This window comes from Curtobacterium sp. PhB128 (genome assembly GCF_004340725.1).
GTDB lineage: Bacteria > Actinomycetota > Actinomycetes > Actinomycetales > Microbacteriaceae > Curtobacterium.
The window spans coordinates 256357-275998 of the sequence record NZ_SLUR01000003.1; the positions used below are offsets into that span (position 1 = coordinate 256357).

Annotated in this window: 18 protein-coding genes; 9 read left to right on the top strand and 9 right to left on the bottom strand. The window is 71.1% G+C overall.

The genetic code is table 11. The features are described 5' to 3' along the window. The first annotated feature begins 158 nt into the window (after nucleotides 1-158). From purS to EDF23_RS07485, 4 genes are read left to right on the top strand one after another with little or no spacing between them, the layout of a single operon-like run. Nucleotides 159-410, top strand: coding sequence for a phosphoribosylformylglycinamidine synthase subunit PurS (gene purS, locus EDF23_RS07470; protein WP_017886272.1), 252 nt, complete (start codon nucleotides 159-161; stop codon nucleotides 408-410). Nucleotides 411-415: 5 nt separating this feature from the next. Beyond that, nucleotides 416-1111, top strand: a complete 696-nt coding sequence (gene purQ, locus EDF23_RS07475; RefSeq protein ID WP_111085606.1) for a phosphoribosylformylglycinamidine synthase subunit PurQ — start codon at nucleotides 416-418, stop codon at nucleotides 1109-1111. 35 nt (nucleotides 1112-1146) lie between these two features. Beyond that, nucleotides 1147-3528: a phosphoribosylformylglycinamidine synthase subunit PurL gene (gene purL, locus EDF23_RS07480; RefSeq protein ID WP_243648845.1), complete on the top strand. Its 2382-nt coding sequence runs from the start codon at nucleotides 1147-1149 to the stop codon at nucleotides 3526-3528. A gap of 16 nt (nucleotides 3529-3544) precedes the next feature. Then, the gene (locus tag EDF23_RS07485) at nucleotides 3545-4465 is read left to right on the top strand and encodes a 2-hydroxyacid dehydrogenase (RefSeq protein WP_165901048.1); all 921 of its coding nucleotides are present in this window, start codon (nucleotides 3545-3547) and stop codon (nucleotides 4463-4465) included. Between the two features lie 13 nt (nucleotides 4466-4478). Here EDF23_RS07485 and EDF23_RS07490 read toward each other — a convergent pair whose 3' ends face one another. Genes EDF23_RS07490 through EDF23_RS07500 form a run of 3 tightly spaced genes read right to left on the bottom strand, consistent with a single transcriptional unit; the run spans nucleotide 4479 to nucleotide 6360 of the window. Further along, the gene (locus EDF23_RS07490; protein WP_123293631.1) at nucleotides 4479-4898 is read right to left on the bottom strand and encodes a GNAT family N-acetyltransferase; all 420 of its coding nucleotides are present in this window, start codon (nucleotides 4896-4898) and stop codon (nucleotides 4479-4481) included. A gap of 2 nt (nucleotides 4899-4900) precedes the next feature. After that, entirely contained in the window at nucleotides 4901-6028 is a 1128-nt protein-coding gene (locus EDF23_RS07495; RefSeq protein ID WP_131921277.1) for a beta-propeller fold lactonase family protein, read from the bottom strand. Continuing rightward, the gene (locus tag EDF23_RS07500; RefSeq protein ID WP_123293629.1) at nucleotides 6025-6360 is read right to left on the bottom strand and encodes a chorismate mutase; all 336 of its coding nucleotides are present in this window, start codon (nucleotides 6358-6360) and stop codon (nucleotides 6025-6027) included. The genes EDF23_RS07495 and EDF23_RS07500 overlap by 4 nt, the downstream gene beginning before the upstream one ends. 60 nt (nucleotides 6361-6420) lie before the next feature. Between EDF23_RS07500 and EDF23_RS07505 the strand changes: the two genes are divergently transcribed. After that, nucleotides 6421-6825, top strand: coding sequence for a DUF1304 domain-containing protein (locus tag EDF23_RS07505; RefSeq protein WP_123293628.1), 405 nt, complete (start codon nucleotides 6421-6423; stop codon nucleotides 6823-6825). A 172-nt stretch (nucleotides 6826-6997) separates the two neighbouring features. Here EDF23_RS07505 and EDF23_RS07515 read toward each other — a convergent pair whose 3' ends face one another. Further along, nucleotides 6998-8005 carry an iron-siderophore ABC transporter substrate-binding protein gene (locus tag EDF23_RS07515; RefSeq protein WP_165901049.1) on the bottom strand — a complete coding sequence of 336 codons (1008 nt, stop codon included), beginning with the start codon at nucleotides 8003-8005 and terminating at the stop codon, nucleotides 6998-7000. 58 nt (nucleotides 8006-8063) lie between these two features. On the opposite strand from EDF23_RS07515, the gene EDF23_RS07520 reads away from it, so the two are divergent. Next, complete coding sequence (locus tag EDF23_RS07520) at nucleotides 8064-8930, top strand: shikimate dehydrogenase (protein ID WP_207895457.1); 867 nt, start codon at nucleotides 8064-8066, stop codon at nucleotides 8928-8930. A 26-nt stretch (nucleotides 8931-8956) separates the two neighbouring features. Here EDF23_RS07520 and EDF23_RS07525 read toward each other — a convergent pair whose 3' ends face one another. The 3 genes from EDF23_RS07525 to EDF23_RS07535 are packed head-to-tail and all read right to left on the bottom strand — an operon-like array spanning nucleotide 8957 to nucleotide 10766. Next, the gene (locus tag EDF23_RS07525; protein ID WP_131921279.1) at nucleotides 8957-9910 is read right to left on the bottom strand and encodes an SDR family NAD(P)-dependent oxidoreductase; all 954 of its coding nucleotides are present in this window, start codon (nucleotides 9908-9910) and stop codon (nucleotides 8957-8959) included. Nucleotides 9911-9944: 34 nt separating this feature from the next. Further along, nucleotides 9945-10331, bottom strand: a complete 387-nt coding sequence (locus tag EDF23_RS07530) for a YchJ family protein (protein ID WP_131921280.1) — start codon at nucleotides 10329-10331, stop codon at nucleotides 9945-9947. Nucleotides 10332-10340: 9 nt separating this feature from the next. Next, nucleotides 10341-10766: an organic hydroperoxide resistance protein gene (locus EDF23_RS07535; RefSeq protein ID WP_123293624.1), complete on the bottom strand. Its 426-nt coding sequence runs from the start codon at nucleotides 10764-10766 to the stop codon at nucleotides 10341-10343. A gap of 224 nt (nucleotides 10767-10990) precedes the next feature. On the opposite strand from EDF23_RS07535, the gene EDF23_RS07540 reads away from it, so the two are divergent. The 3 genes from EDF23_RS07540 (at nucleotide 10991) to EDF23_RS07550 (ending at nucleotide 13196) form a co-directional block, all read left to right on the top strand. Further along, nucleotides 10991-11683, top strand: a complete 693-nt coding sequence (locus tag EDF23_RS07540) for a hypothetical protein (protein ID WP_131921281.1) — start codon at nucleotides 10991-10993, stop codon at nucleotides 11681-11683. Nucleotides 11684-11686: 3 nt separating this feature from the next. Beyond that, a complete protein-coding gene (locus tag EDF23_RS07545; protein WP_131921282.1) occupies nucleotides 11687-12313 on the top strand; it encodes a hypothetical protein in 627 nt (208 codons plus the stop codon). 133 nt (nucleotides 12314-12446) lie between these two features. Further along, nucleotides 12447-13196, top strand: coding sequence for an SOS response-associated peptidase (locus tag EDF23_RS07550; protein WP_131921283.1), 750 nt, complete (start codon nucleotides 12447-12449; stop codon nucleotides 13194-13196). A 28-nt stretch (nucleotides 13197-13224) separates the two neighbouring features. On the opposite strand, the gene EDF23_RS07555 is transcribed toward EDF23_RS07550, so the two are convergent. Then, a complete protein-coding gene (locus EDF23_RS07555; protein WP_111086110.1) occupies nucleotides 13225-13926 on the bottom strand; it encodes an SDR family oxidoreductase in 702 nt (233 codons plus the stop codon). Nucleotides 13927-14068: 142 nt separating this feature from the next. Continuing rightward, nucleotides 14069-19612, bottom strand: coding sequence for an Ig-like domain-containing protein (locus EDF23_RS07560; RefSeq protein ID WP_165901050.1), 5544 nt, complete (start codon nucleotides 19610-19612; stop codon nucleotides 14069-14071). Between the last annotated feature and the right edge of the window lie 30 nt (nucleotides 19613-19642).

The window sequence follows — 19642 nt, forward strand, 5'->3', positions numbered from 1 at the left end:
CTTCCGACTGGACTATTCGACTTCGAATATACGGAGTCGAACACAGGTGAGCAAACGCACAGCACGTTCTCCACAGGAGGCCCGGATCCGTCCCGGCGTGTCGCGCGCGCCCCGTAGACTGGTCGCGTCCCCCACCCCTGAAGCGCTGGAGAGAACACGTGCCAACGATCGTCGTCGAGGTCATGCCCAAGGCTGAGATCCTCGACCCCCAGGGCAAGGCGGTGGGCAACGCCCTCGCCCGTCTGGGCAAGGCCGACCTGACCAACGTCCGCATCGGCAAGCGCTTCGAGGTGACCGTCGACGGCCCCGTCGACGACGCCAAGCTGGCCGAGGTCCGCGACATCGCCGCCGACGTCTTCTCGAACGCGGTCATCGAGGACGTCGTCTCCGTGACCGTCGAAGGTCAGTGACCCGGATGCGCATCGGCGTCATCACCTTCCCCGGCTCCCTCGACGACCGTGACGCCCAGCGCGCGGTCCGTCTCGCCGGTGCCGACCCCGTCGCCCTCTGGCACGGCGACCACGACCTGCAGGGCGTCGACGCCATCGTGCTGCCCGGCGGGTTCTCGTACGGCGACTACCTGCGCGCCGGAGCGATCGCCGCGAAGGCGCCGATCATGGCCGAGGTCATCGACGCCGCCGGCAAGGGCATGCCCGTGCTCGGCATCTGCAACGGCTTCCAGATGCTGGCCGAGGCCCGCCTGGTCCCCGGCGCGCACACCCGCAACGCGCACCAGCAGTTCATCCGCCGCGACCAGAAGCTCCGCGTCGAGACCACCTCGACCGCCTGGACCTCGGGGTTCACCGCGCAGCAGGAGATCACGATCCCGCTCAAGAACGCCGACGGCCGGTTCGTCGCCGACGCCGACGAGATCAAGCGCATCGAGGACAACGGCCAGGTCGTGTTCCGCTACGTCGGCGTGAACCCGAACGGGTCGATCGACGACATCGCGGGCGTCTCGAACGAGCGCGGCAACGTCGTGGGCCTGATGCCGCACCCCGAGCACGCGACCGAGCCCGGCTTCGGCCCGGACACCGCCGCTGCCATGGCCTCCGGCACGGACGGCCTCACCTTCTTCACCTCCGTGATCGAGTCGACGCTCGTCAAGTGACGGCCGCGACTCCAGTGACAGGGAACGACAACACCGTGACGACTTACGTGCGCCCGAAGCCCGACACCGTGCAGGATGCCGCGGCGACTCCCGACAAGGACCAGCCGTACGACGCGCTCGGCCTGAAGCCGGACGAGTACGCCCGCATCAAGGAGATCCTCGGCCGCCGCCCCACCTCGGGTGAGCTGGCGATGTACTCCGTCATGTGGTCCGAGCACTGCTCCTACAAGTCCTCGAAGAACTACCTCCGTCAGTTCGGCAAGAAGGTCACGCCGGAGATGACGAAGAACCTGATGGTCGGCATGGGCGAGAACGCCGGTGTCGTCGACGTCGGCAACGGCTGGGCGGTGACCTTCAAGGTCGAGTCGCACAACCACCCGTCCTACGTCGAGCCGTACCAGGGCGCCGCGACCGGCGTCGGCGGCATCGTCCGCGACATCATCTCGATGGGTGCCCGCCCGGTCGCCGTGATGGACCAGCTCCGCTTCGGCGCGATCGACCACGAGGACACCGCACGCGTCGTGCACGGCGTCGTCGGTGGCATCTCGTTCTACGGCAACTGCCTCGGCCTGCCGAACATCGGCGGCGAGACCTACTTCGACCCGGTGTACCAGGGCAACCCGCTCGTCAACGCCCTCGCGGTCGGCGTCCTGCGGCACGAGGACCTGCACCTGGCGAACGCGTCCGGAGCCGGCAACAAGGTCGTGCTGTTCGGTGCCCGCACCGGTGGCGACGGCATCGGTGGCGCGTCGATCCTGGCGTCCGACACCTTCACCGAGGGCGGCCCGACCAAGCGTCCCGCCGTCCAGGTCGGCGACCCCTTCGCCGAGAAGGTCCTGATCGAGTGCTGCCTCGAGCTGTTCCAGAAGGAACTGGTCGAGGGCATCCAGGACCTCGGCGCCGCGGGTATCTCCTGCGCCACGTCCGAGCTCGCGAGCAACGGCGACGGCGGCATGCACATCTCGCTCGACGACGTCCTGCTGCGCGACCCCACGCTCACGGCCGAAGAGATCCTGATGTCGGAGAGCCAGGAGCGCATGATGGCGGTCGTCCGCCCCGACAAGCTCGACGAGTTCCTCGCCGTGGTCGGCAAGTGGGAGGTCGAGACCAGCGTCCTGGGCGAGGTCACCGGCACCGGCCGTCTCGTCATCGACTGGCAGGGCCAGGAGATCGTCAACGTCGACCCGCGCACCGTCGCCGTCGACGGCCCGGTCTACGACCGCCCGGTCGCCTACCCGACCTGGATCGACGCGCTGCAGGCCGACTCCGCCGCCTCGCTCGACCGTCCGGCCGACGGCCCCGCGCTCAAGGCGCAGTTCCTCAGCCTGCTCGGTTCGCCGAACCTGGCGTCGAAGAACTGGGTCACGAACCAGTACGACACCTACGTGCTCGGCAACACGGCCCTGTCCTTCCCCGACGACGGTGGCATGATCCGCGTCGACGAGGAAACGGGGCTCGGTGTCGCCATCGCCACCGACGCCAACGGCCGCTACTGCCAGCTCGACCCGAAGCAGGGCGCGCGTCTGGCCCTGGCCGAGGCGTACCGGAACGTCGCCGTCACCGGTGCCGTCCCCGCCGCGGTCACCGACTGCCTGAACTTCGGCTCCCCCGAGAACCCCGAGGTCATGTGGCAGTTCTCCGAGGCGGTCGAGGGACTGGCCGACGGCTGCATGGAGCTCGGCATCCCGGTCACCGGCGGCAACGTGTCGTTCTACAACCAGACCGGCTCGACCCCGATCCACCCGACCCCGGTCGTCGGTGTGCTCGGTGTCATCGACGACGTCGCCAAGCGCGTCCCGTCGGGCTGGCAGGACGACGGCCACAACATCTACCTGCTCGGCACCACGAGCCTCGAGCTCGACGGTTCGGCCTGGGCCGGCACGGTGCACGGACACCTCGGCGGTCGTCCGCCGGCGGTGGACCTCGGTCGCGAGAAGGAGCTCGCCGAGCTGCTCTTCGCAGCGAGTGGCGAGCAGCTGCTGACGAGTGCGCACGACCTGGCGGACGGTGGCCTCGGCCAGTCGCTCGCCGAGTCGGTGCTCCGCTTCGGCCTCGGCGCCCGCGTGGTCCTCGACGAGCTCGAGTCCCGCGACGGCGTCGACACGGCGACCGCGCTGTTCTCCGAGTCGACCGGTCGCGTCATCGTGACCGTCCGGCGCGAGGACGACGTCCGCTTCCAGGGCCTGTGCGCCGGTCGGGGCTTCCCGGTCCTGCGCATCGGCGTGACCGACGCCACGTCGAACGCGCTCGAGGTCCAGGGTGCGTTCACGGCGACGCTCGACGAGCTCCGCGGCACGCACAACGCGACGCTGCCGGCCCGCTTCGGCGACGTGATCGTCGAGGACGTCACCGAGGGGTACGTCGGCCGTGGGCCGCTCGACTCCGACGGTGCGTTCTCGCCGCGCACGGACTCCTAGGCCCGGCGGACACCGCGTGCCCATCGTCACCCTGCCCTTCGCGGAGCTCGTCGACCGGTTCGGCCCCGTGCCGGACGGCATCGAGCTGGACGTGTGGGACGTCGAGGCGCCGTACGGTCGCCCGGACGACGTCGCCATCACGTTCCTGCCGTTCTACTTCGGTGGACGGCACCGCTGGCAGTTCGTGCACGACCTGCCGGCGCTCGAGCTCCTGCAGCTGCCGAGCGCCGGCTACGAGCACGCGGTGCCGCACGTGCCCGGGCACGCCCAGCTGGCGAACGGTCGGGGGATCCACGACGACGAGACCGCCGAGCTCGCCGTCGGCCTGGCGCTGACCTCGCTGCGCGAGCTCGGGGCGTTCCAGGCCGATCGCGCCAACGGTGTCTGGGACGCCCGGAAGACCCGATCCCTGGCCGACCGCCGGGTCACGGTCGTCGGCTACGGCGCGATCGGGTCGGCGATCGCCACCCGGTTCGAGGCGTTCCGCACCGAGGTCACCGTGGTGGCCCGTACGGCTCGCGACCAGGACGGTCGCCACGTGCACGCGTTCGGCGAGCTGCCCGAGCTGGCACCGACGACGGACGTCCTCGTGCTCATCGCGCCGCTGACGGACGAGACCGAACGGCTGGTCGACGCCGAGCTGCTGGCCGCGCTGCCCGACGGCGCCCTGGTGGTGAACGTCGCCCGCGGAAAGGTCGTCGACACCGATGCGCTGGTGGCGGAGCTGCAGTCCGAGCGACTGTTCGCGGCGCTCGACGTCACCGACCCCGAGCCCCTGCCCGACCGCCACCCGCTGTGGACGACGCCGAACACGGTCCTCACGCCGCACGTCGGGGGCAACACCGACCTGAGCGTCCCGCGGTCGATCGAGCTGATGCGTCGGCAGGTCGCAGCGCTGGCCGAGGGTCGCCCGTTCGAGAACCTGATCGAGCGCTAGCGACCCGTCGGCGTCAGTCCAGTCGGAGTGCCATGCCGAGACTCGGCGCGACGTCGTCGAACCCGAGCGATCGGTACAGCCGCTGACCGGGCGGATCCCCGACGAGCGTGACGTAGGCACCGGCGGGTGCTCGGTCGCGGACATCCTCGAGCAGCCACTCGACCACACGGCGTCCGAGCCCACGGCGCTGGTGGTCGGGATCGGTGGCGATGTCGGCGATGTGGAAGTACCAACCGCCGTCGCCGATCGTCCGGCCCATCGCCACCGGTGTGCCGCCGGCGTCCACGACGTGGCACGCCGACCAACTGCCGGCGATCGCCCCGGCGCCCTGCTCGGCGTTCTTCGGTGAGAGTCCGGAGTCCTGGCGCAGACGCAGGTAGTCCGCCAGCGGCGGTGCCCCGACGACCAGGGTGTACGGGTCGACCTCGGTCATGGTCAGAGCGGGATGATGCACGTCGGGGTCCCGACGGCGATCTGCTCGACGGCCTCGCCCGGCACACCGTCGGCACCGATCGGCAGCACGGCGATGGCGTCCGACCGCTCGTTGGCGACGAGCACGTACCCCGGCACCCGGGCGAAGTGGCGCGGCCAGGCACCCCCGCACGAGGCGGACCCGACGAGCGCGAGCCCGTCGTCGGCAGCGTCGAGCACCACGATCAGGTCGCGGCCACGGACGGCGACGGTGACGAGTCCGGCGTCGTCGACCTCGATGTGGCTGAGGAGCGACTCCCCCACCGCACCCTCGAACGTCGGGGTTGAGGCGATCGTCACGAGCGAGCCGGACTCGTCGCGGCGGAGTCGGTGGACCGCGCCGTCGAGCTCACCGGCGACGAACAGGTCGCCTGCGTACCAGGCCAGGTGCCGCGGGCCGACGCCGGGCGCCACGTGGTGCACGCGCAGCGCCTCGAGCGTGGGGACGCCGTCGGCCGACACGGTCACGCGGAACTCGTGCAGCGCGTCGCCACCGAGGTCGGCGACGAGCACCGTGCCGTCCGGCGTCGCGACGGACTGGTGCGCGTGCGGCGCATCCTGCCGGTCCTGCACCGGGCCGGTGGCGGCGGGCAGGGTCGCGACGGCGATGGCCGAGGCGGGGACGGCGAGCCGGTCGGTTCGGCCGTGCACGCCGTCTGCGGGCAGGACGACGCCGTCGCTCGCGAGGACCGAGGCGGAGAACGACTCGGCCGCCGCCAGGGACACGGCGGTGACGGTGCCGGAGACGTAGTTGGTGACGATGAGCGCCCCGGACGGGTCGACCCGCAGGTGGCACGGGGCGTCACCGCCGGCGGAGGCGTCCCACAGGTGTTCGAGCGCGCCGTTCTGCATCCGGAAGGCGGAGACGCCGCCGTCGTTCGTCTCGGACACGGCGTAGACACGGTCGCCCGACACAGCGAGGAACGAGGGATCGTCGAGCACCGCGACGGTACGAGCGACCGCGACCGTACGAGCGCCCTCGCCCGCGCCCGCGCGGGCAGCGCCGCCGTCGACCAGGGAGATGCCGGTCGCGTTCCCGCCGCCCGTGGCGGTGTAGGAACCGACGAGCAGGGTCGGCAGGTCGACGCTCATTCGTCGCGCCCGGCGATGCGCTCGTGGTGGTGGATGACCTCGGCGACGATGAAGTTGAGGAACTTCTCGGCGAAGGCGGGGTCGAGGTGCGCCTCGGCGGCGAGGCTCCGGAGCCGTGCGACCTGGATCTGTTCGCGGTCCGGGTCGGCGGCGGGCATGCCCGATTCGGCCTTCAGGTGCCCCACTCGCTGGGTGTACTTGAAGCGCTCGGCGAGCATGTGGATGACGGCGGCGTCGATGTTGTCGATGCTCTGCCGGATGCTCCGGAGTTCGGCGACAGCCGTCGCTTCGGCCGTCGCTTCGGGCTCGGGCGGGGTGACGTCGTCGCTCATGCCCCGAGCCTACTGGCGGACGCGCAGCCGAACCCCGCCGACGCCTGCGAGAATGAGCACATGTCGGTCTTGCTCGTGATCTCGGGCGTGTGTGCGGTCCTCGCTGGCCTCGTCCACGTGTACATCTGGTTCCTCGAATCCATCATCTGGACGAGTCCACGCGCCCGCAAGGTGTTCGGCATCGCGACCGAGACCGAGGCCGACGCGACCCGCTCCCTCGCGTTCAACCAGGGGTTCTACAACCTGTTCCTGGCGATCGGCGCGATCCTCGGTGTCGTGCTGGTGCTGGCGGGCAACACCGCAACCGGCTGGACCCTCGTCGTGTTCTCGACCGCGAGCATGCTCGGCGCCGCGGTGATCCTGGTCGGCTCCGGCCGCAAGTACGTCAACTCCGCGTTCAAGCAGGGCACGCTCCCGCTGATCGCGCTGCTCTTCGCGCTGCTCGGCTCGAGCTTCCCCGTCTGAGCCGTCTGCGCCGTCTGCGCCGTCTGCGCCGTCTGCGCCGTCTGCGCCGTCTGAGCCGTCTGCGCCGTCTGAGCCGTCTCGACCAGATCGTCAGCCCCACCAAGCAAAAGCGACAGGGTGCCACCGAAGTTCGGCGGCACCCTGTCGCTTTCGCGGGTGAAGACCGGCCAGGTCAGCCGAGCTTGTCCTCGAACTGGGCCGGCAGCTTGTCGAGCGCCCACTCGATCGCAGCGGTGGTGCCCATCGAGAACGCCGACGACACGTCCTTGTCGTCGAAGACGATGTAGTGACCGGCCTCGACCGACGGCACCTTCTGGAACAGCGGGTCAGCCTCGGCCTTCGACGCGTCGACGTAGATCGGCAGGACCAGCGTCAGGTCGGCGTCGAGCAGGTCGAGGTTCTCGTCGGACAGCGTGACGGAGAACGCCTTGCCGGCTTCCTTGTCGATGGCCGACGGGATCGTGAACCCGAGGTTCTTCATGAACGACGAGCGGCTGTCGGTGGAGGCGTACGCCCCGAAGCCCTCGGAGCTGTACGCACCGACGACGGCGGTCTTGCCCTCGAAGTCCGGGTGCGCCTTGCGCGCCGCGGCGTAGGCGTCGTCGAGGTCGGAGAGCAGCTTCTTGCCCTCGGACTCCTTGCCGAGCGCCTTCGCGATCATCGTGGTCTGCTGCTCGGTCGAGGCGAGGTAGTTCTCGCCGCCCTTCGGGATCGCGACGGTCGGCGCGATCGCGGACAGCTTGTCGTAGCGGTCCTTGTCACCAGACGACTTCACGTCGAGGATCAGATCGGGGTTGAGCTTGAGGATGTCCTCGTAGCTCGGCTCGAGCGTCTGGATGATCTTCGGCGACTTCGTGTACGCGTCCTTGAGCCACGGTCCGACGCCGTCGCCACCGAAGGCGAGCCAGTCGCTCGCGCCGACCGGCTGCACACCGAGCTCGAGCGCGGTCTCGGCGTCACCCCAGCCGAGTGCGACGACGCGCTTGGGCTGCGAGTCGATCGTCGTGGTGCCGAGGCCGGTCGTGATGGACACCGGGAAGGCGCCGTCGGACGAGCCGGACGAAGCCGTGTCGGTGGACGAGCCGGAGCCCGAGGCACAGCCGGCGAGGACGAGGGAGGCTGCGGCGACGGCACCCGCAGCGGCGAGGACACGTCGGAGACGAAGGGATGAGCGGATCACGAAGGGTAGCCTAACCTAACGGGGCGTACAGGAATTCAGCTGGATAGGCTGGGTGATCGTGGCCGTCCCAGATCCAGACCGTACGCGCCTCGCGGTGCTCGGCTCCCCCATCGCGCATTCGCTCTCCCCCACGCTCCACGAAGCGGCCTACGACGCGCTCGGGTTGGGGTGGTCGTACGGGAGGCACGAGGTCGCGTCCGGTGGGCTCGACGAGTTCGTCGCGGGGCTGGGTCCCGGATGGCGCGGGCTGAGTCTCACGATGCCGCTCAAGCGCGAGGTGCTGCCGCTCCTCGACCGCACGACCCCGTTGGTCGATGAGCTCGGGGTCGCCAACACGGTGGCGTTCCGCCACGAGGGCGACAGCATCGTCCGTGCGGGTGCCAACACCGATGTCCAGGGGCTCGTCCGTCCGGTCGAGGCCCTCGGGCACCTTCCCGGCGAGGCCACGATCCTCGGCGGCGGGGCGACCGCGGCGAGCGCCCTGACCGCAGCCGTGCGGCTCGGGGCGTCACTCGTGCGGGTGTTCCTGCGCGACACCGCGAAGGCCGGGTCGCTCGTGGAGCTGGCCGTGCGGCTCGGCGTCTCGCTCGAGGTCCTGCCGCTCACCGACCTGCCCGGCACCCGCCACGGGTTCGTCCTGTCGACGCTTCCCGGCGGCGCGGCCGACCCGCTCGAGCTGGTGCCGTCGGGGTCGGACGCCGTGCTGTTCGACGTCGCCTACGAACCGTGGCCGACCGCCGTCGCGTCGCGTTGGGCCGGTGCGGGCGGCCGGGTGCTGAACGGTCTCGACATGCTCACCGAACAGGCCATCGGCCAGATCCGCTTCTTCCTGACCGGTGACGAGGACGAGCTGCTGCCCGACGAGGCCGCCGTCCGTCGTGCGATGCGCTCGGCTGTCGGCCTGCCCGCCGTCATCAGCAGCTAGCCGACGACGACACCGGCGACCCGCGGTCAGCCGCGGGACCGCGCCTCGGCGTCGAGCAGGGCGACGGACACGTCCCACAGCCGGTCGGCCTGGTCCGGGTCGAGCGCCCAGGGCAGCACGCCGTGCAGGCCGTCCTCGATCCGCTCGACCACCGCTGCTTCGTGGCAGTCCTCGTAATAGCGGCCGGTGACCCCGTCGAGTTCCGGTGCGGTGGCGAGCAGGACCGAGGTCGCAGCTCCTTGCTCCGGGGTCTTCACGGCGTCGGCGGCGGCGATCTTCGTGGCGGCGAGGACCTCCGGGTCCCAGTGCTTCTGCAGCCCGGTCCAGATCCCGCCCGGCATCAGGGCGTTCGCGGTGATGCCGTCGGCGGCCCACCGCCGGCCGGCAGCGACGGCGAACAGCACGTTCGCGGTCTTCGACTGGCCGTAGGCGAGTCCGGGTTCGTAGGGACGCCGGCGGAAGAACAGGTCGTCGAACACGACGGGCGAACCGCCGTGGCCGCTCGACGACACCGAGACGATGCGGGCCGAACCCGAGGCCGCCAGGGCGTCGTGCAGCCCGAGCGCGAGGGCGAAGTGCCCGAGGTGGTTCGTCGCGAACTGCGTCTCCCACCCGGCGGGCGTGTACGACTCGGGCGCGTCCATGATGCCGGCGTTGGCGACGAGCACGTCGAGCGGCCCCGACCACGCTGCGGTGAACGCCTCGACGGAGCCCGGGCGGTCCAGGTGCAGTTCGACGACGGCCGGTGCGTCCGTCCCCGTCGACCGGGCGATGTCGTCCGCGACCCGTCGGCCGGCGTCGACGTCCCGCACGGCGAGCGTCACGCGCGCCCCGGCTCCGGCGAGTGCTCGGGCGGTCTCCACCCCGATGCCGGACGCGGCGCCGGTGACGATCGCCGTGCGTTCTGTCAGGTCGAGGCCGTCGACGACCTCGGCGGCCGTGGTCCGGCCGCCGAAGCGGGTGAGGTCGCGTGCGGGCATGTCGACTCCTGTCAGCTGGCGTGGTGCGGAGCCGTCAGGCGACGACACCGTCCACGTAGAACCATCGTCCCTGCTCGCGGACGAACTCGCTCGTCTCCTCGAGCGTCCCGCGGTCGTCGTCGGAACGCCACCACGCGCGGAACGCGACCGTGCCCTGGGAGTCGAACGGGCCTCCCGAGGTCGTCGTCAGGACGTCCAACCGGGTCCAGCGCTGGGACGCGTCCAACTCGAGGGCCGCCGGACGGGTGCGCGGGTGCCAGGTGAGCAGCAGGTACTCCGGCAGTCCCAGCGCGAACGCGCTGAAGCGTGAGCGCATCAGGCGCTCCGCGGTCGGCGCGGCCGCACCGCGGTGCAGCGGGCCGCAGCACTCGCCGTAGGGGTTGCCGCTCAGGCAGGGGCAGCGCGTCTCGTCGGTGACCACGCCGGAACGCTAGTCGACGATCGACAGCGCGACGGTGATGTTGCCGCGGGTGGCGTTCGAGTACGGGCAGATCTCGTGCGCGCGCTCGGCCAGGCGCTGGCGCTGCTCCTGCGGGGCGGCCGGTGCGTAGACGTCGAGCTCGACCGCCAGGCCGAAGGTGCCGTTGCCGGCGCCGCCGATGCCGACCTCGGCGGAGACCTCGGCGCCGGTGGTGTCGAGGTCGAGTTCCTTGCCCGCGGCGTGCAGCGCACCGAGGAAGCACGCGGCGTACCCAGCGGCGAACAGCTGCTCGGGGTTGGTGCCCTCGCCGCTGCCGCCCATCTCCTTCGGCGGGCGGGTGTCCAGGTCGAGCCGGTCGTCCTCGCTGCGGACGTGCCCGTCGCGGCCGCCTCCGGTGGCGTGGGCGGCTGCGGTGTAGACGATGTCGAGACTCATGGAGCCGAGGTCATCGCGCCCACCTGGACGTGTGCTGCGCGCGCCCGGGGTGCCGGGGCCGGGCGCCCGCGCGTGCCCGCGCCGCCGGGCGTGTCCGCGCGTGCGTGCCCACACCGCCGAGTGAGCAGAACACGACGGGTCACATCACCGCACCCGTCGTCTTCTGCTCACTCGATGCACCGCCGACCCGGCCCACGACACCCCGAACCCGGTAGACATGACACGTGTTCAAGATCGGGTGGCAGGTGTACCGGGAGCGACTGCCCGAGGTCATCGGCGAGCGCATCCGCCGCCGCATGGTTGTCGTCGGCACGATCGTCGCGGCGACCGCGTTCGTGGTGCTGCTGTTCGTCGGCGTGCTCCTGGACCGCCTGGACGACCCCGTTCCCGGTCCCGCCGGTGTCGTCATCGCGGTCGTGGTGGCCGCCGGCTTCGGGTGCTTCGGCGCATCGATGACGCCGGTCGGCCCGAAGGGATGGGCCGTCCCACCGATCCCGGGCATCGGCTGGCGCACGCAAGAGGCCATCGCCCGTTACTACGGCAGGAACCCTCCGGCGGTGGACCCGCAGCACCGCGATGCCGTGCTCCACGGTCTGCTGGAGAGCCGCGACCAGATCGTCCGCTTCGCCACCCGTTCGTTCCTGCAGTTCGTCAGCTGGGTGGGTCTCGTCCTCGGCACGGTGGTCTTCGTCCTCACGTTCCCCGTCGACGGCGACCGGATGATCGTGCTCCTCGGTGTGTGGTCCATGTGGCTCGTCTTCTCGAGCGGCACGGGCGTCATGGGGATCCGCACCCTCGGCCGCCAGGAGCAGCTGCGCGTCGAGGCCGAGGCGCTCCCGCCCGTCCCGCCGGCACCGCCCGCCCGCGGCCGGCCCGGCACCCCGAAGGGCAGCAAGCTCTCGCTGCCCGGAGACTGAGCCGTGTTCGCACTCGGTTGGCGGATCTTCTTCCAGCACGTCGACGACGTGCTGGACCCGCGTCGTGTCCGCCGCGCAGCAGCGTGGTCCGGTGCAGGGGCCGTGGTCGCGTTGGTCGGCATGCTCGTCCTGGAGGCCCGGCTCGGCTGGACGGCACAGCCTCCGCTCCGCAGCGTGGCGGCCATCGTGCTGCTGGCGGCCGGCGTGGGTCTGCTCACGTTCGCGTGCTTCCCGACGCGGCGCGCGCCGGACCCTTCGGCGACGATCAACGGGCGGCAGGTGCGGGCCTCGTGGCAGAACTCGGTGCGGACCTCGGTGCAGCCCTACCTGCTGCGACGGCCACGCCCCGTCCGTCCAGAGGACCGCGAGGCGGTCCGCACCGACACGGTCCTGCTCCGCCGCGGCCTGATCGGCACGCTCGCCCGCGTCACCCCGCTGCTGGGGGCAGGGGTCGCCGCCGTCGGTGCTGGCCCGTTGCTCGACGTCGCGCCCTGGTGGCCCGTGGTGTCCGTCGCGCTCTACGTCCTCGTGCTGCCCGAGTACGTCGTCCGCCTCGGCCGCTCCGAACGCGCGCGGGTCGCCGCCGAGGCCGCCGAGCCGTTCGAGGTCCCCGCCGGCCCGACTTCGTGAGCAGAAATGGTCGGGTGGCGTGACGGGACCCGACCATTTCTGTTCACGAAGCGGAACGGGACAAGGGAACAGGCCGACACGACGCAACAGCCCCGCCCGCGCGACTGTCGGGGGCACGGGGCACACTGGGCGCATGTGTGGAAGGTTCGTCGTCTCCGACACCACGGCCGATCTGTTGCCCGAGCTCCTCGGTGAGCTCGCCGACCGGACCGAGCACGTCGACCAGGACACCGGCGTCGTGGGGACCGGCCTGGTGCCGAGCTGGAACGTCGCCCCGACCGACCCCGTGTCCGCGGTGCGCCAGCGGCACGGGGAGCGCGAGCTGCCGCAGATCAGCTGGGGCTTCGTGCCGAGTTGGGCGAAGGACTTCCTGAAGCAGCGCCCGAAGCCGATCAACGCCCGCATCGAGACGGTCGCGACGAGCGGCATGTTCAAGCGGGCCTTCGCGACGAACCGCTGCATCGTGCCGGCGCAGGGGTACTACGAGTGGGTGGTGCGCGAGGACGGTAAGGAGCCACACTTCGTGCACGAGCCCGGCGGTGCCCTGGCGATGGCCGGGGTCGTGAGTGCCTGGCCGGACCCGACCAAGCCCGAGGGCGACCCGGACAAGTGGCGGCTGTCACTGGCGATCATCACGCGCGACGCCCACGTTGCCCCGGGCGAGGTGCACGACCGGATGCCGGCGTTCCTGACGCCCGACGGCTACGACGACTGGCTGGGGGGCGGCACCGGTGGCGCAGGGGGCCTCGGCACCGACGACCTGCTGGCCCTGCTCGACCACGAGTCGCTGACGGTCGCGGCCGGCCTGGAGCAGTACGAGGTCGCCCGCACCGTGAACAGCGTGAAGAACGACGGCCCGCAGCTCATCGAACCGGTGGCGTAGCCAGCGAGACGCCACCCGGCCCGGCGCCCTACTCGACGCTCGGACGCACCCACAGTTCGGCGATCTGGGAGTCCCGCGGGGCGTCGATCACGAACCGCACGGCCGAGGCGACGGTGGACGGTTCGCTCCGCACCACGTCGGGGTCGGCCGGACCGTACCGATCGCCGGTGTGCGCGAGCGGGGTGTCGGTCGGTCCCGGCGCGACGGTGCTCACCCGGATCCCGTCGGCGCTGACCTGCTGGCGGAGCCCGTCGGTGACGGCCTGCAGCGCGTGCTTCGACGCGGAGTACACGGTGCTGTTCGGCACGGCCCGTCGAGCGGCGCCCGAGCTGATCACGACGACCGACCCGGCTGCCCGGCGCAGGTGTGGCAGGAACACCCGGCTGAGCTCGGCCGGCGCGATGACGTTGGTGGCGAAGGCGCGCTGCCAGTCCTCGGCGCGGGCGTCCTCGACACGCAGGCGTTCGACGATCGCTGCGTTGTGCACCAGGACGTCGAGCTCCGGTACCGAGTCGGCGAAGGCCGGGAACCCGGCGGCGTCGGTCAGGTCGAGCTGCACGGCGGTGACGTGGTCGAGCGCCCCGACCTCGTCGAGCCGCACGCGGTCACGCCCGACGGCGATCACTTCGTGGGTCCGGCGGAGCTCCTCGACGACGGCGCGTCCGATGCCGCTGGTCCCACCGGTCACGATCGCGGTGGGTCGGCCGGGTGCGGTGGGTCGGTCGCTCATCCTCCGAGGCTAGCGAGCGGCGGAGCCGCACCACCCCGCGTGACGGCGTGCGTCGGACGCGACCACGGCAGGACGACGGGAGGCCCGGATCACGTGCGCCTGTCGGCTGACGTGATCCGGGCCTCCCGGTCGACCGCGGTGGTTACGGACGCGCGCTGCGTCGGATCCCCGGGGCGGCTGCGATGCCCGCCGCGATGCGGCGACGCGTCACGAGCAGCACGCCGGCCAGGAGCAGTGCGATCGCCGCGAGGCCGAGGCCGACGAGGCCGGTCGCACCGGTGAAGGCGAGCTCCGCGGTGTGGACCGCTGCCGCGATGCCGGTCGGGTAGGTGACCGTGATGGTCGCCGTCACCGTCTGGCCGTTGCTGTCCGTCACCGTGTACCCGATGAACGCGGTGCCGGTGTGGCCCTTCGCCGGGGTGAAGACGACCTTGCCGTCGCGGACGGTCCAGGTGCCCTCGTGGCTGACGACGACGCGGTCGGACTGCTTGCCCGTCTCCGGGTCGATCAGGTGCAGGGTGCCCGTCTCGAAGGTGGCACCGCCCGAGGCGGAGTCGTTGTCGAGCGGGTCGATCGTGACCTGGTGCCCGACGGTCCCGGTGGCGGAGTCGTCCTTCGCGACCGCGGCGGCGACGACCGTCATCGTGGCGGTGGCGGTGGTGGTCTGCCCCGAGGCGTCCGTCACCGTGTAGGTGAAGGTGTCCGTGCCGGTGAAGCCGGCGGCCGGGGTGTAGACGTACGCGCCGGTGGGCTGGACCGTCACCGTGCCGTGGGCCGGCTTGCGGTCCAGCGCTGCGGTGAGGCGGGTGCCCTGGTCGTTGGTGAGCAGACCGTGGGCGGCGTCGCGGGCGATCGGGGTGCCGGCGATGGTGTGGCCGGCGTCCTTCGTCGCGTCGATGCCGACGGTGACGGTGACGGTGGCGTCGACCTGCTGACCCGAGCCGTCCTGTGCCCGGTAGGTCACGGTGTCGGTGCCGGAGAAGCCCTTCGCCGGGGTGTAGACGAACGTGCCGTCCGCGGCGATCGAGACCGTGCCGTGCCCCGCCGTGCCGGAGGTCACGACCGTCAGGTCGCTGCCGTGGTCGTTGCCGAGCACGCCGGGGCCGGCGACGGTGATCGACTTGCCGGCCTTCGTGGCTGCCTTGTCGTTCGTCGCCGTCGGGGTGACGGTGATCGTCACGAGGCCGGTCGCGGTGTTGCCGTCGTGGTCGATCGCCGTGTAGGTGAAGGTGTCGATGCCCGACCAGTCGTGCTCCGGCGTGTAGACGTACGAGCCGTCCTTCGCCAGCGCCACGGAGCCGTGTGCCGGCTTGCGGTCGAGCTTCGCCCACAGGTCGGTGCCCTCGTCGTCGGCGAGGACGCCCGTGCCGACGGTCGCGGTCACGGTGCCGTTGGTGGCGGTGCGGCCGGTGTCGGGGGTCGCCATGGTGCCGACCAGGACGGTGACGGTCGCCGTCGTGGTCTGGCCGGAGCCGTCCGTGACGGTGTACGTGAACGTGTCCGTGCCGGAGAAGCCCTTCTTCGGCAGGTAGACGAGCGAGCCGGGCTCGGTGCCCTTCGTCACGGTGCCGTGCGCGGCGTCGCCGTGGCCGGTGACCGTGAGCGTCGTGCCGTGGTCGTTGGCGGTCAGCGTCGCGCCGGCGATGGCCAGCGCGGTGCCGGCGCTGGTGCGCACGGTGTCCGCGACGGCGACGGGCTTGACCGTCAGCGTGACGGTCGCCTTCGCAGTGCCGCCGGTCGGGTCGGTCACCGTGTAGGTGAACGTGTCCGTGCCGGAGAAGCGGTCGGCCGGCGTGTACGTGACGGTGCCGGTGCCGGTGTTGCCGGTTCCGGCTCCGCCTCCGGTGATCGCGGCCTCGCCGTGACCGGGCTTGGTGACCGCGGTGACGGTGAGCTTCGTGCCGGAGTCGTTGCCCGTGACCACGACGTCGACCGGGGTCGAGGCGGTGGTGGTCGCGGTGTCGGCGACGGCCTTCGGGGCGACGACGATCGTCACGGTGCCGGTGGTCGTGCCGCCGGAGCCGTCGGTGACGGTGTAGTCGAACGAGTCCGGGCCGGAGTAGCCGGGCTTCGGCGTGTAGGTGTACCCGCCGTCCTCGTCGACGACGACGTCACCGTGCGACGGGTCGGTGTTGTCCGTGACGTGCAGGTCGGTGCCGGTGGCGCCGTCGAGCACGCCCTTGTCGGCCGGCACGGTGATGGATCCGTCGGCGTCGGTGGACGTGGAGCCGCCCGCCGTGACGGGGGTGACCCGGACGGAGACGGTGCCGGTGTTCGTGAGGCCGTTGCGGTCCGTGACCGTGTACGTGAACTCGTCGGTGCCGGAGAAGCCCGGCTTCGGCGTGTAGGTGACGGTGCCGTCGTCGTTCCGGACCGCGGTGCCGTTCGTGCCGCTCTTGCCGACGGGGATGTCGAGCACGGACAGGCCGGTGCCGTGGTCGTTGCCGGTCAGTTCGGCCGAGGTGACCGTCTTGCTGCCGCCTGCCTTGACCGTGATCTCGTCCGGCTCGGTGCCGGGCTTGACCGTGATCGTCACGACACCCGTGGCCGTCCCGCCGGAGGGGTCCTTCGCCGTGTAGGTGAAGGTGTCCGTGCCCGAGAAGCCGTCCTTCGGGGTGTACGTGTACGACCCGTCCTCCGCCAGCTCGAGGTCGCCGTTCGCGGGCTCGAGGTCGACCGTGGCGGTGAGCTTCGTGCCCTCGTCGTTCCCGAGCACGCCCGTGCGGTCGTCGCCGTCCCCGCCCACCATCAGCGTGGTGCCAGCGGTGGCGGTCGCGGTGTCCGGGGTGGCCATCGGGCCGACGACGACGGTGATCGTGCCGGTCGTGGTCTGGCCGGAGTCGTCCCGCACCGTGTAGGTGACGGTGTCGGTGCCCGAGAAGCCGGGCTTCGGCGTGTACGTGATCACGCCGGTGGTCGGGTCGATCGTGACGTCACCGTGCGTCGTGCCGTCGGCGTCCGGCACGGCGGCCGCGTCGGTGACGGTCAGCTTCGTTCCCTTGTCGTTGCCGGTGAGCGTCGTCGGCGCGATGGTCAGCGTCTCGCCGGACTTCGTCGACACGGTGTCGCCGTTCGCGACCGGCTTGACGGTGACGGTGACCGTCGCCGGGCTGGTGGTGACCTTGTCGCCGTCGGTCACGGTGTAGGTGAACGAGTCGGTGCCGGAGAAGTCACCCGTCGGCGTGTACTCGACGGTGCCGTCCTCGGCCACCACTGCGGTGCCGTTCGCCGGACCGGTGACGATCGTGGTGACCAGGTCCGAGCCGCGGTCGTTGTGCTGCACGTCGACGTTCACCGGGGTGCCGGCGCTCGTCGTCGTGGTGTCGTTCGCGATCGTCGGGTTGACCGTGATGGTCACCGTGGCGGTCGTCGGCGCACCGGCGGTGTCCGTCGCGGTGTAACGGAACGAGTCCGTGCCCGAGAAGCCGTCGGCCGGCGTGTAGGTGATCGCACCGGTCGCCTTGTCGAGGGTGAGCTCGCCGTGCGCGGGCTTCGTGTTCGACGAGATCGTCAGGCCGGTGCCGAGGTCGTTGCCCAGGACGCCGGTGGCGCGGGTGTCGGCGGTGTACGTGGTGCCGGCGGCGACGCGGACGGTGTCGTCCTTCGCCAGCGGGGCGACGTTCACGGTCACGGTCACGGTGTCGGTCCCCCCGGTGCCGTCGGTGACGGTGTACGTGAAGGAGTCGGGGCCGGAGGAACCGGTGGCCGGGGTGTAGGTGTAGCTGCCGTCCTTCGCGACGACGACGTCACCGTGGGCGGGCTTGGTGCTGCCCGTCACGGTCAGGTCCGAGCCGAGGTCGTTGGCGAGCAGGCCAGGGGCGGTGCCGGGGGTGGTGGCCCCCGCCGTCGCGGTGATCGTGTCGGCGCCCGCGGTCGGCAGCACCGTGATGGTGACCGTGCCGCTGATCGGCGCGCCGTCGCCGTCCTTCGCCGTGTAGGTGAAGGAGTCCGGGCCGGAGTAACCGGCGGTCGGGGTGTACGAGTACGAACCGTCCTGCTCGACGGTCAGGTCACCGTGGGCGGGCTTCGTGTTGCCCGTGACCGTCAGGCCGGTGCCGTGGTCGTTCGCGAGCAGACCCGTCCCGGCGTCCGCAGTGGCGGTCTGGCCGGCGTGCACGCTGAACGCGTCGTCGGTGCCCGCCGGAGCGACGGTGATCGTCACGGTGCTGGTCGACGTCTGGCCGGAGGAGTCCTTCGCCGTGTACTGGAAGGTGTCCGTGCCCGAGAAGCCGCCGGCCGGGGTGTACGTGTACGAGCCGTTGGAGTTCACGGTCGCGGTGCCGTGGGCGGGCGTGGTGTTCGAGACGACGGACAGGCCGGTGCCGCTGTCGTTCGCCAGGACGCCCTTCGTCGGCACCGTGAGCTTCGTGCCGTTCGGCGTGTTGCCGGTGTCCGAGGTCGTGGTGACGTGCACGGCCTTGAGCGTGTTGGTGAAGGTGACCATGACGTCGGTGCCGTCGGCGGTCGTGGCGGCGGGGAACGTGAAGGTGCCGGTGTTCCCGTTGCCCTTCGCGATGACCGCGTTGGTCCCCCGGTCGACGGCCTTCCACGTGGTGTCGTAGTTCGCCATGTCCGTGGTGCCATCGGCGGTCTGCGTGACCGTGTAGTCCTTGTTCGGCGTGGTCAGGACCGCGCCCGCCTTCTGCGCCTGGATGCCCGTGGCGCTGCCGCTGCTGGTGCTGGTCGTCCCGGCGTTCGGGGTGATGCCGCCGCCGGTGATCGACACCGTGAACTGGTCACCGCTGTTCCAGCGGGTGTCGACGCTCGACTCACCCGTGACGGTGTCGGCGTAGTTGCAACTGGCGAGGTCGCTCGCGGCGTAATCACCGACGATGCGGAAGTTGCGGACTTCCTTTCCCGACGTCGGGTCCAGCTGGAAGATCGTGGTGGTGGGGACCCGGTTGGTCGTCACCGTGTTCGAGACGTACAGGAAGCCGTCGGAGGAGAACGCGATGCCGGGGCTGTTGGTGGTGGACGGCAGGGTCGCGATCTCGGTCGTCGTCATCGCCGTGTTGCCCGACGTCGTCGGGACCTCGTTCGTGTTCACGCGGTAGACGTGGTTCGCCGCGACGACGAAGAACAGTCCGCGGGAGCTGAACGCGAAGTCGCCGTTCGCGTTCGCGGTGTCGGCGGCGTTCCGCGTGGCGAGCCCGTTGATCTGCCCGACCTGACCCAGGTACTTCGCCGGCGTCGTGTCCGTCGCGGGGCGGTACGCGCCGAGCCAACCGGTGCCGTCGCCGTAGTAGTAGATGCCCGTTGCCGGGTTCACGGCACCACGGATCACTGACCGTGTCGTGTCGGTCGCGACCGGGTCGCTGGCGACACCCGTCTTCGGGTCGTACTGACGAAGCGTCGCGGTCCCGCCGTTCGCTGCGGCGAACATCGAAACGCCCTCGCGCGAGATGCCGAGACCGTTGTTCGCGCCCGCACCGAGGTTCGTGACGTCCGCGGTCTGACCGACCTTGGACTCGTCCGAACTGATGTCGACGGCAACTACCTTGCCGGTGCTGTCGATCGCGTACAGCGTGTTCTGCGGGTAGCAGACCAGCGCACCGTTCTGGGTCGCATCGACGGCCGACGCCGGCTCGGCCGCGATGACCGCCGTGGTCGTCGAGAGACCGGCGCCGACGAGCAGCGCGGCACCGAACAAGGCGACGGTTCGGACGCCGAAGCGGCGTCGAGGCACAGCGGTGCCCTGGTTTCCAGGCAGCATGAT